The sequence below is a fragment of the Paraglaciecola sp. IT1134 genome, assembly GCF_058068185.1.
In genome coordinates, this window is the sequence record NZ_CM176486.1 from 1052322 (window position 1) to 1064886 (window position 12565).

Here is a 12565-nt window from a genome sequence, read left to right on the forward strand (position 1 = left end):
TTACTTTGGCTGCCTGTACAGTTATATATAATTCAGCAAATAAAGACTAGGCGCAGCAATGGTAAATCAACACATTGGCGAGTTGATACTGAGCGAGCAACAGATCCAAGATGGTGTATTAAGTGTCGCTCAAAAACTCAACTGCGATTTCCAAAATGCAGTTATTATCACGGTTGTACCCGGTGGTATTATTTTCACGGCGGATTTAGTACGCAAACTCACGTTTGATATTTGCATGGACTACATTTCGTGCCCCCATACACCTGGTGATAGCGTTAATCAATCCGACATTGTGTTCCACGAGAACACTAAGTTAAAGGGGAAGAATGTCATCATGATTGATGATGCTATCGAGTCAGGCGGCACAATGAAACGTCTTGTAGAGTACATATCTAGTCACTATGAGGTTAAGTCGTTATCAATCGCAACGTTGTTTGTTAAGCCTAGTCGCGTTGATATTCCATTCTCTCAATATTATGCATACGAAATGCTTAATGATGATTTATTAGTGGGATATGGTCTTCCTTGGCAAGATAAATATTAGAAATATTTCTTACGTTTCCAAGTTGCTCAAGTAAGTTTGGGTTATTGCCACTGCGCCGAATATGAACGCAGATGTGTAAAATGAAAGTGTGCTGACGAACAATCATATTCACACCGTGTGACGTAGTCGTTCAGGACATTTCGGAGGCAATATGTTGCAGCAATATTATCGTAAATCAGAGCATCAACGGGCACGTAACAAATAGTAGTTACCTAATTTCAGTGAAAGAGGTTCCAGATTGGTTGATTTTACGCATCGAATAGCAACAGTAGCTGATATTGCCGAGATAACCGCACTGATGCGAATCTCAATCCAGGAGAACATGAAGTCATTTCTTTCGCGAGCGGAGATTGAAGCAGCGAAGGACACCATGGGCATTGACTTGACCTTGATTGAAGACCAGACCTATTTCATTATTGAAACGATGCAACATAATCAAAAAATTATAGTGGGTTGCGGAGGCTGGGGAAAACGAAGAACCCTTTATGGCGGTGACCACACCTCTGGACGAGACGATTCTTACAGCGATCCTACGGTTGATGCCGCCCGCGTTCGAGCCATGTATACCCACCCGTCATGGGTTCGCTGCGGGATCGGAACACTTTTGCTTGATATTAGCGAAATGGCTGCCAGGGGGGCCGGATTTAAAACAATTGAACTTGGCGCCACAATACCGGGAGAACCTCTTTATCTTGCTCGAGGGTACAAAGAAGTCGATCGAGATACGCATATCACTACCAACGGTTCCAAAAGTATTGTGATCAAGATGGAAAAGAAGCTGTGATAAAAGGCGTCAACTATACATGTCTTTATATTATTGTTTAGGCCAGCAAAAAACTAACCTGATATAAATAATCGGGGCCAGAGTAAACTTGCTAAGCCATAGCGCTGAACATAAAATACTGACTGTAGATACAAGAGGCACAAGATACAACTGCACCCCCTTTACGCGTTTATTGGTAAGGAGGTGCACCACCAATATTTAATATCTACGCCTTTCTGGCTTCAAGCGTGGCACTGCTTTTGATGTTTTTTCTGGGCGCAAACGCCCGGAATACAAACCATACGAAGGCAAATACACCGACACTGAACACGATATCACCCGGCACCCGCGCCCAAACCAAAGCCTGCATGGTCGGACTTTGAATAAACTCAGCCGAGCGAGCGAAGGAATACCCGTATTCGATGCTCATGTAGGTCTGGAGTACGCCTTGAGGTAACAACGACAGAAATGTCATCATGGCAAGACCGATGTTGAGCGACCAAAATGAAATTTTAAGCAGCTTTTGATTCCACAATCCTGTATTGGTAAGGCCGCGCATGCAGTATAGCGTCAAACCCAATCCGAGCATCCCGTAAACACCAAACAAGGCGGCATGACCATGATTTGCTGTAGTGTTCAGGCCTTGCATATAATACAGCGCAATCGGCGGATTGATCATAAAGCCAAACAGTCCCGCGCCAATCAGGTTCCAAAACAACACGGCGGCAAAGAACATGAAGGGCCAGTGGTAGTTACGCTCCCATTGTACCTCATGTTCGACCTTGTATCGTGTATAGGCCTCAAAGCCGACGACAAGTAAGGGAACCACTTCAAGCGCCGATATCATCGCACCAACAGCAATAACCGAGGTTGGCGTTCCGCTGAAATACAGGTGATGGAACGTGCCGAGTACTCCACCGAACAGGAAGATTATGGTAGCGAATAGCACCATCACCGTCGCCGTTGATGTGCGCAATATGCCCATGCGTACAAATAACAAAGAGATAATGGCAGTGGCAAACACCTCGAAAATGCCTTCAACCCAAAGGTGAACAACCCACCAACGCCAATATTCCATAATCGAAATATGGGTGTGCTGTCCCCACATCAGGCCAGCGGCGTAAAGCAAACCAATTGCAATGGCCGATACAAGCACGAGGTAGATCAGTGACTTTCCGCCTTTTTGCTGCAAGACCGGCCATAATCCTCGAACGACCAGCCCAACCCAGAGAAATAGTCCGATAGTTAGGTAAATCTGCCAGAACCGGCCAAGGTCGACAAATTCATAACCTTGATGCCCAAACCAGAAGTTCATCGTCAGATCGCTAAAGAAACGGTGCACCGCAGCCCATTGTCCCGCAAACGAACCCACGACTATGATCAGCAGGCTGAAAAACAGGAAATTTACACCAAAGCGCTGAAATTTGGGGTCTCGGCCACCCAACATGGGCGCGACATATAGACCTGCGGCAAGCCAAGCGGTTGCGATCCAAAGCACCGCGAGCTGCGTGTGCCATGTGCGCGTAACCGCATAAGGCAGATATTCCGCAAATGGCAGGCCATAAAGACCCTGGCCTTCGACCGCATAATGTGCGGTGACGATACCGAGCAATACCTGGCTCAGAAACATGGCGCAGACGATCCAGAAATATTTTGCAGTTGCCCGCATCGACGGAGTAATAACCGCACTATCTAATATGTCGGCTTTGGCTATGCCCTCTTCGGGCATTATTTGCTGCCGCCAGACATCAAATTGTTTTGCGTAATAAGCGATAAGCGCACCCGCTGCAGCAAGCAGCAGGATAACGGACGCAATACTCCACATTAGAATTTCAGTGGTCGGCTTATTACCCACCAGCGGTTCATGGGGCCAGTTGCTGGTGTAGGTAATGTCCATGCCAGGGCGATTGGTGGTCGCGCCCCACGCGGTCCAAAAATAAAAGGCAGAGAGCTGTTTTGCTTCCGAATTACTGAGCAGACCGTGAAGGGGGAACGCATAATCGCGACGCAGTTCCAGTGACTCATCGTCGCTGCCTTCGTACAGGCTGACATAATGTTTTTGGACTCGCGCTATGGCCTCAGCGCGCAAGTCGCTAACGGTTATCGTGCCCGTTGCAGGATCATAGGTATTGGTGCGCATCTCATTTTGCAGTGCAGCTTTTTGCAAAGCCAAATCCTGCGCCTGTGATAGGCCCGTAATGGGCGTTTGCGTTAGGAGAGCAAGCAGGGTTTCGGCTTCCCGGTGGAGCCAGTCCGCACTCCAGTCGGGGGCGAGATAGCTGCCATGGCCCCAGATAGAGCCTTGTTCCATGCCACCAATGGATTGCCAGACATTTTGGCCTGTTTCGATGTCGTCACGGGTGTAAAGCAACTCGCCGGAAGACGATTTAACGGCTTGTGGTATAGGCGGTGCCTGCTGGTAAATTTCTGCTCCGAGGAACAGCAAAATACCGAACATCACAACCATTCCTGTGATCAGTATTATCCATAAGCGTTTTATGCTAAAAGTCTGTTGATAGGTTTGCATGACATCGTCTTCCTGTGCGTCAAAATAGTTCGTAGGCGTCCACCAAAGAAACCGAAAATTATTGCAATGCTTAAATGCCAGCAAAATCTGGGGTATCCACACTATCTTGCAGAAGACTTGTGCTTGAATTGGAGGGCTGTACCCTAGGGCGATGTAAGTGAGGCGGCTCGATAAAAAAAGCATCAACGCTAATATCGCCCAGGCTACAAGCGGCCCATCAAAAAGCCCTTCACACAGGCAATTATAAAGACCATTCCTGATATAGGCAAAAAATTAACCACCCCCATCGTAATTCCTGGCTAACTTTTATCTTGGAAGACGATAATTCGGTGAACGAATATCGGCCCTAGGTTACCGGAAATATTAAAATGTCAAAGCCAAACCTAAATCAAAAAAGTACGCACTTACATTTTAAATCTGGTAAATATCTTTTAGATAAATGCTTAGTTTAGTTATTATGATCGCTCTTATTTATTTGTCATTTTACCTTTAGGCTATTATGCAACTCATTGAAATTAATAAAGTGCGTTACCGAAAACACTTAAATATTGTAATAGCTGCGTGTGCCGGAGGTTTGGCAATGGCTAGTTTAGCTATTTCACAAACGCTTATTGCTTTATTTCCTGATGAAAGTGGCAGCCATTTCCACTGGAACTTGCTGGGGGTTGTTATTGCAAGTTTGACGATCGGTTGGTTACTTAATCAATACCGTACTCACGATTTTATGACCGAAGTGGTTTACGTTTGGGAGCTCAAACAAACGCTTAATAAAATAAACCGCAGAATGCTTAAACTTAAAGCCGCCGGGCGTGAAGGTAATGCTAATGCTTTATTAGCTATCCAGTACAGTTATGCAGGTTCACGCCTATTATGGCAACTAGACGATAACACTATCCTTATGGATGAGTTAGCTATTGATCAAGCAGAGCTTAATAGCCTGGCCGCACAGTATAATTTAACCCTAAATCCAGATGATTACGACGAGCGTATCTTAAAGCAATTTTAAGGCCTCTAAAAAATGCTAGAAAACTGCGGTAATTAATTGGATAAGAACAAGCTCAAAAGTTAGCTACTCACTCACTGGTTAGTGCGTTACAACAATGAATGCCTAATATGGCGATCGGTGTTGTACCACCCAAACAAATATTGAGTACGGCTTAAAGAATTTATATCTGTAACTATTGCCTAAAATAGGGGGGGTACGCTTAGCCTTTGGCGCCAATAAATCGCAAGTAAATATGTCATTGTCAGGCCTAAAACGCATCCAAAGAAGCCCAGTTAAAAAACTGGGCTGGGTTAAAAAATACTCTGGGTTATTTCTTTGCGCGCTCAGCGAAGGCCTTAATATTGATCTCCGCTACTTTCTCCCAGGCTTCATTAGGCACCAAGACTGACATGGCGTAGTGGGCGATTTTCCAGCTGCCGTTGTCGTTTATCAGCACGCCAGTTCCGCGAAAACGGCCCCGTTTTTTTGACACGGTTATCTCGTCGAACCAGGCTAAGTTTTGCTCCTCTGAGAAATTAACGTTTCGCTCGACGGATCGGTAGGTCCATCCTGTACCACCTGCAAATCGCTCTGCTACGTACTTATCTAAGGATGTGGGCCGCGACCAGCGCTCCCAGTCGTCGGTCCCCATAAATACGCCAGTGTTAGTAAACGAGTTAAGGTATTTATCTAAGTCTGCTTGGTTAGCTGCCTCATGCAACCCATCCAACAGCTGATTTACTTCTATTGTGGCCTGTGTCTTGGTTTGAGCAAACAGGCTCAACGAGCAAAGTAGCCCAATAGCGATGACTACGAGTGAAATTTTCTGCATTATTAACTCCATTTATTCTGTTGAAAAGGCACATGCTATGGCCTGCTGCCCCATGCGTTTAATTGAATAACTTAAAATCCGCCTCTGAATGTCACACCTACGGTGCGCGGCGTGACACGAATGCTCGCGGGTGGGTCAAAGGGTGGGCGGCCAATTGCACGCACAACGCCGTCGTCATCAAACAGGTTATTGGCGAACAGGGATATTTCGTAGTCTGAAAAGCGTACACCTAATCTTAGGTTGGCGATGGTGTACGCATCCATTTTGCGATAATTCGAATTATCTTCACTAAACTCCGTTGAGCGATCGTCTGTGTATTGCACATTCACCCACCCAAACCCTTCTAACTGCGCATTAATTGGTATGGCATACTCTGCAGAAGTTGTGAACGAGGTTTCGGGTACGAAAGGTGCTGCATCCCCTTTTTTCGCATCCAGGTTAGGTACGTCGGCATCAAGGGTGGTATTGATATAGGCGGCACCGGCGGAAAGGGTTAATCCGTCAATGGGTTTTACGGTCACTTCAAGTTCAACGCCCTTGCTGGTGGCATCACCCACATTTTCCTTAAATCCAAAACCACACTCGAAACTACGGCTGGTTTGCATATCACGCCAATCGATATGGAAATAGGTGGCGTTGTAGCTAACCGTACCTTTGGCATCACTGCCTTTTACACCCACTTCGTAGTTCCATATTTCATCTGGGTCGAAGAAGCGGGTATCACCGCCCTCGCGCTCTACTTGGGCCAGCTCGTCAGCACAAACCGATGCCGGAATGGCCCCATTAATCCCACCATAACGAAAGCCTTTGGCGGCCTGGGCATAGACTAAGTTGTCGCGGTTTACATGATAAGCCACATTCAATTTAGGATTGAAGCCATCAACGCTGCCTTTGGGCCGCTCATCGCTATTCGCTTCGCCATTGAATAAGCCCGATTGATAGAACTCGATTTCTTGTTCCCAGTTGAAATAGCGCAGACCGCCGGTAATCGAGAAATCGCCGATATCGTAGTAAAGCTCGCCGAAAAATGCGTAGGTTTTAACGGTTAAATCGTCAAAGCCGTAAAACAAGTGATCATCTGGCGCCCCGAAAGCGGAGGAGGGCACACCTAATATGGCGTCGGCACCTGGCACGGGGAAGGTGTTTTCATAAAACAGGTCTTTTTTGTCGGTATAAGCGCCCACTGTCCATTGTAAATCACTGTCTGTGGTGGAGCTTAAGCGAAGCTCCTGCACAAATACTTCTGAATCGGTTAAATCAACGAGCTCATGGGGCGTGATACCTGGCGGTAGGGCGGTTTCAAACAATAAGTCCAGTGAGCGAGGATTCACGATAGACCGGTCAAAATAAGAGGTGGAGCTGACTAATTCGGCCCATTCTAAATCGTATTTTACGGTTAAGTTTCCCACATCCATTGTGTCGTCATACCCATCGAAAGAAGGGTAATCACGCACGAAAAGAGGCGTTGAATCAATATCTACCGGACGGCCGTTATCCGAGTAGTCATGGTGTAAATAACTCAAGGCAATGCTTAACGCATTGCTTGGAATGTATAAAGCGGATACTTTTGCGCCTTTTGACTTTCCGTCATTAAGATCTTTTTCACCCGTTAGGCTGTTATCTATATAGCCGCCATTATCCAAGTAATAACCACTGACACGCACAGCCAGTTCGTTGTCAATGATAGGTACGTTTACTAACGCCTTGATGGAAGCGTTTTGACTGCCGTGAGCAATGTTTGATGCGCTGGCCTCATATTTACCTTCAAACTCAGACAAATTGGGATCGTTTGACACCATACGTACCGTACCTGTCATTGAGCCCGCTCCAAATAACGTACCCTGTGGGCCGCGAAGCACTTCAACTCGTTTCAGATCAAACAGCGCCAGTTCTGGATTCATGCCACCCATTGAAATAGGTATTTCGTCTAGGTAAATCCCAACCGTTTCTTGGTTTTGGGTGTCGTTATCATTGCCCCCGCCGTTTGCCACGCCGCGAATAGATAAACGTGTGCGCCCAGGGCCATTTTGATAGGCGGTTAGGCTTGGTACCACGCCTAACAAATCAGTGAAATCGCTGGCGCCTAGGTTATTAATCAGATCTTCGCTGACCACATTAATGCTAATTGGCACGTCATTCATTGACTCTGAACGTTTACGAGAGGTAACGATCACCCGTTCATATTGGGTGCTTTGTTCTACTGTAGGGGATGTATTCTGTTGTGCGTTAAGCGCTGTGGAGCTGACAACCGAGGCGACGAGCAGTGCGATACGAGTTCTTGAGAACGTTATGGTGCTGACGGTTTTATGTGGGTGACTCAATGTGTGTGCGTAATCCATGGTGATATGCCCTATTATTGGTCAAGGTTGAGTAACTTTTATTGCTTTTAAAAATGAAAATATCTGAACGAGAGTGGGGTTATACAGAAGCTAATTAGCCAGCAAAAATCGCACAATATCCTAAGTGCCCGGGAGCCGACTAAGCTTTATACTCCTGATCTCAAGTCTTGGAATACTTACTCCTTATACGGTTTTGGTCAATACTAACCTGACACTTTCTTTTCAGATATTTCGTATTTAAAGTTTTAGTGAAGGTAAAATATTTGGGTTCAGAGTCAATATTATACCCCCTGGCCACAAGCGTTAGCATGCTTGCCGCCAGACGTTATTACTTTGGTTCTCTGCAATTATGTTTTTGCTGCATGTAAAGCTGGTCACCGCAGCTTTACAATAACAACAAATCGGGACCAGATTGGGGTGACGCCCAAGTATATCTGGCACAGCTTTGAAAAAACCATATAAAAAACATACATGGGAGTAGTGTGAAAATGTCCTTTGGACAAACTGAGGTGTTTAAACACACCAGTTTGTCGTTAGCTAAATTGTTATGTTTTACAGGGAGTTTTGCGTATGTACTTAAAAATTATTCAATCAATACTTTTAGGGATACTGACTTCACACTTCCGAGTTCTCCTGAAGATAGAAAATGGAACAAAGCTGCGGCTTTGCGCCACTATAAAAAGGTGATATTACAGAACAAGAAGTTGAATACGTGCTCTGAGCCATTGAATACCCATATGCTTTAAAAGAATGGCATGCCGACAAACAGTGGGCTGAAGGGAAAATAAGTACAGCCGAGTTCGAAAAAATAATAAAAGACGCAAAGTATATTGGTAAGGAGAATAATACACCCGGTTCAAGGTAGACGCGCACCACCTTTACTCGACTACTGGTAAGGAGGTGCACCATGAATGTCCATTATTCACATGTGTCTGTTTTCGGGCGTTGGGATGTTTTGCATAGTTTGGTATTAACTATCCAATAGTTACATTTCGTAAAATGCATCCACTAAACCACCTACTTTTACGTCAGAGACTATGGCGTGGCTATTAAGAAGCGCTTCGACAGCGGCTCTGTCTTCTTCTGTGGCATTGCCATAGCGTTCTGATGATGTAACAGAGCCTTCGAATGACTCGCTATCGTTATCCAGACTAATATAGAGTTGTTTTTCATTTACTAATTCTGCAAAGCTGTTAAAGAAAAGCTCGTACTCTTCTTCTGATGCTTCGCTTAACTTACAGCTAAACTCAAAGCCTAAGATAGCCCACTCATCTAAATACAATTTTTTTCGAATACGTCTATTTCTGGTTGTTTTTTCTGACATTATATTACCTGTAAAAGTTAAAAAAGATTAAATCATCACTTCTATCCAGTTTCCAATCATCGAATCTAAGTGGTTTTCGAGCGCATACTAGCAGCTTTTGTAAATTCGTTCTGAAAGAAAAATAACAGGCGTTGGGTGTTGCGCTATAATGCCAAAAATGACCAACTATGTCGTATTAATTTAGCTTTAACTCATCGCCACTTTAACCAAAGATATTCCCATGAATAAAAAAAAGAAATTAACCCAAATACACCAGAAACGAATCAAAGCCGCCAAAGCTAAAGGTAGCGGTAATAAAAAGGCCCCTTACATTTCTAAGGCTGAAAGGGCAAAGCTAGAAGAATCCATAGAGTTGGAAGCTGAAGGTACCCCCAAAGTTTAACTTCATGCCATTTATGCTTTATCCAAGATCAGCGGAGTAGCCAGAGTTGACGTAAATTCTATACTCTCTACACAGGAGCCCACGCTTTAGCATACCAGCCCCAAATACGATGCAATCAACCTGTTATAACCAAGTAACCTTGGTTGCAAAACGTTGCTCGGGTGTTTCCATAGGTATCGGGGGTATTACCCATGTAAACGTGCACGCCGCTTAGATAGAGTCTCATCACACTAGTTTACTCCGTCAGCACCTTTTGCCCTGTTTTCAGGGTTTTTTATGTGTCTGTACACCCCTCATCCGCGCTTTTATTCGAGAATTAATTCATTTTTTAGGGGTAACTACCCATTTCAGATTAAAGCTTCGCCGGTAATAGTGGAGCGGTCTTCATTACTTAGAGTTATTCCCGATGAAATTACTAACTAAAATAAAAACCTTAACCCTAGCCGTATCGTTATCCCTTCCGGCGTCTTACCTTCAGGCAAAAACTTTTGATGCGCAGCTGGCATCTAAAATCGCCCAGGCCGATAGCGAACAACTGCATCAGGTTATCGTTACCTTTGATAATGATGGCGCACCTAATAAAAGCCAATTGCATGCTTTGACTGCCCTGGGGATCAATGCCGGCGTGAGCATGCAAAATCTGCCGATTGTTGGTGTGCTGGCAACTAAATCTCAGGTAGAAGCGGTTTACGCACGCAACGACGTGGTGTCGGTGTGGAACAACGACGAACTAACCTTGGAAAATTTTGAATCAACTAAAATTTCTGGTGCCCGTGACTTACGTGCCGATGGCAATTTGCGCAACAATGGTATTCCCTACTCAGGCCGCGGTGTTGCTGTGGTGGTTAACGACTCAGGCATAGATGGCAATCACGGCGATTTGATGTTTCCTTCTCACGTCAAACAAAATGTGCTTGGCCAAACCAATTTACGCAGTTTCAGCGGTATATTACCGATAACTTATCAAGAAAACGTGTCGAACACCGACATAGGCGGTGGTCACGGTACGCATGTGGCAGGCACGGTAGGCGGCAATGGCGCGATGAGCTCAGGCAAACATACTGGTGTAGCACCAGGCGCGGATATCATTGGCTATGGCTCGGGCGCCGCCCTACTTATACTTGACGCCTTAGGCGGTTTCGATTACGCCTTGACCCATCAGTACCAATATAACATTCGGGTGATTTCGAATTCATTTGGCAATACTGGTGAAATAGGCATGGATTTTAATCCCGATGATCCCACCAATATTGCCACCAAACAATTAGCCGACAACGGCATTATTACCGTGTTTTCCGCCGGCAATTCAGGCTCAGGTGAACATTCGATTACCGGAAACTTTAAAAAAGCCCCATGGGTGATTACCGTTGCCGCAGGAGATAAAAAAGGCCAGTTGGCTGATTTTAGTTCCAGAGGCGTGATTAATGGCCAGCCCAAGGAAGTTGAAATCGATGGTGAAACCTTTATGTGGGAGGACCGCCCAACGATTACTGCCCCTGGCGTAGATGTGATTTCGGCTCGTGCGTCTACCTCCAGTTTAGGCGGGTTAAGTGCGCAAGATGATGCCGACATGATCGAACCGCAAAATCTGGCCTATTATACCGTTTCTAGTGGTACATCCATGGCAGCGCCACATATCTCCGGTGTTGTAGCGTTGATGCTAGAAGCCAATCCCTCACTGCAATGGCAAGACGTTAAACGTATCTTGCAAGAAACCGCTACCCCAATGACCGGCAGAGAAGCCTGGGAAGTAGGCGCTGGGTATGTGAATGTCCATGCTGCGGTCAATGCTATAGTCAATGGCGAGGAGGTGTTTGGCGATACGGTCAAATTGAATCGAGATTTCAACGCTCAAGCGATTGTGGTTGACGGTGATCGTCTAACTTTATCCACCACCTTTATGCCGGTAGGTGATTCACCTGTAACACCCTTTACTGTTGGGGCTGACGTTTCGCTGGTGGTCGCCAAAGCTGTGATTGAAACCGGCTCTGCTTTTGTGTTGGAAGATCCGGCAGGCAATCAGTACGGTTCAGGCATTGGTCTTGAAGGTTTAGGCTCCAGGGTTGGTACAGTGGCACCGGGCATGCCTGGTGAGTGGAAACTATACTCCCGGGGTATTGGTTCTCTCAGTGGACTTTCTGTCGATCCGGCGGGCGTCACCAATGGTGTTGGTGCGCCAAGCACAGTGGATGTTGATATTCGGATGCTGGAAACCATAGGCTATGAGGGACTTGATGATGTTATGGTCCATCCCGCCGGCCCATTTGCCCAGTATGTGGTTAAACGCCAGCTGATGGATTCTACTAAAAGCGGATTTAAACCGGACGCAGATCTTAAACGGGTGCAACTAGCCGATATCCTTACGTTGTCAGCCAGCGTTCGTCAGACCCTCAGTGGTAATCAGTCTGATTATAATGACGTAGATTCCACGCACGCGGCGGCGGTTAATTCCGCCACGTTAGCAGGCGGCATGTTAGCCGATTTAGATAGAACGGATGCGCCGCTGATGTTGGACGATGGTTCATCTATCTTTGGTGGCAACGACAATGTACTCCGTGAGGAACTCGCTTATTCGCTAGTGCAATCAATGGGCTTACAAGCCAATGCCCAATCGTTCGATACCAAACAAGACGTAACCGCCATTGTATTTGGACAAGCGATTAAAGTGATCGATAGCGACACTATCAGTCCTGAATTAAAAGGCTATGTGCAACAAGCGCTGGCGTTAGGATTGCTTAGCGTAACAGTAGAAGTAGAGCAGGGACCTTACGATTTGGAACCTACTTTTGTGGCTTACTTTAATCCGCATTCTGCGATTACCCGTGGTGAAACGGCTGTGGCACTGACCAAGTTAGACTGTCTGCGTTAA

9 protein-coding genes are annotated in these 12565 nt (G+C 45.8%); 5 read left to right on the forward strand and 4 right to left on the reverse strand.

What is annotated here, in order from left to right; translation table 11 throughout:
* Positions 1-58: 58 nt before the first annotated feature.
* Both AC3RV5_RS04525 and AC3RV5_RS04530 read left to right on the forward strand, forming a co-directional pair.
* Complete coding sequence (locus AC3RV5_RS04525) at positions 59-544, forward strand: phosphoribosyltransferase (protein WP_489730778.1); 486 nt, start codon at positions 59-61, stop codon at positions 542-544.
* 238 nt (positions 545-782) lie between these two features.
* Complete coding sequence (locus tag AC3RV5_RS04530; protein WP_489730779.1) at positions 783-1328, forward strand: GNAT family N-acetyltransferase; 546 nt, start codon at positions 783-785, stop codon at positions 1326-1328.
* 205 nt (positions 1329-1533) lie between these two features.
* Here the strand turns inward: AC3RV5_RS04530 and AC3RV5_RS04535 are convergent, their stop codons facing one another.
* Positions 1534-3834 carry a nitric-oxide reductase large subunit gene (locus AC3RV5_RS04535; RefSeq protein WP_489730780.1) on the reverse strand — a complete coding sequence of 767 codons (2301 nt, stop codon included), beginning with the start codon at positions 3832-3834 and terminating at the stop codon, positions 1534-1536.
* Positions 3835-4333: 499 nt separating this feature from the next.
* On the opposite strand from AC3RV5_RS04535, the gene AC3RV5_RS04540 reads away from it, so the two are divergent.
* On the forward strand, positions 4334-4840 hold the full coding sequence (locus tag AC3RV5_RS04540) for a DUF3087 domain-containing protein (RefSeq protein WP_489730781.1): 507 nt from the start codon (positions 4334-4336) through the stop codon (positions 4838-4840).
* Between the two features lie 307 nt (positions 4841-5147).
* On the opposite strand, the gene AC3RV5_RS04545 is transcribed toward AC3RV5_RS04540, so the two are convergent.
* The 3 genes from AC3RV5_RS04545 to AC3RV5_RS04555 all read right to left on the reverse strand — a co-directional run bounded on the left by AC3RV5_RS04545 (position 5148) and on the right by AC3RV5_RS04555 (position 9314).
* Positions 5148-5651, reverse strand: a complete 504-nt coding sequence (locus tag AC3RV5_RS04545) for a nuclear transport factor 2 family protein (protein ID WP_489730782.1) — start codon at positions 5649-5651, stop codon at positions 5148-5150.
* A gap of 71 nt (positions 5652-5722) precedes the next feature.
* Positions 5723-7990, reverse strand: coding sequence for a TonB-dependent receptor (locus AC3RV5_RS04550; RefSeq protein ID WP_489730783.1), 2268 nt, complete (start codon positions 7988-7990; stop codon positions 5723-5725).
* Between the two features lie 985 nt (positions 7991-8975).
* Positions 8976-9314 carry a YggL 50S ribosome-binding family protein gene (locus tag AC3RV5_RS04555; RefSeq protein WP_489730784.1) on the reverse strand — a complete coding sequence of 113 codons (339 nt, stop codon included), beginning with the start codon at positions 9312-9314 and terminating at the stop codon, positions 8976-8978.
* Between the two features lie 220 nt (positions 9315-9534).
* On the opposite strand from AC3RV5_RS04555, the gene AC3RV5_RS04560 reads away from it, so the two are divergent.
* Both AC3RV5_RS04560 and AC3RV5_RS04565 read left to right on the forward strand, forming a co-directional pair.
* Positions 9535-9696 carry a DUF2986 domain-containing protein gene (locus AC3RV5_RS04560; RefSeq protein WP_489730785.1) on the forward strand — a complete coding sequence of 54 codons (162 nt, stop codon included), beginning with the start codon at positions 9535-9537 and terminating at the stop codon, positions 9694-9696.
* A gap of 406 nt (positions 9697-10102) precedes the next feature.
* A complete protein-coding gene (locus AC3RV5_RS04565; RefSeq protein ID WP_489730786.1) occupies positions 10103-12565 on the forward strand; it encodes a S8 family serine peptidase in 2463 nt (820 codons plus the stop codon).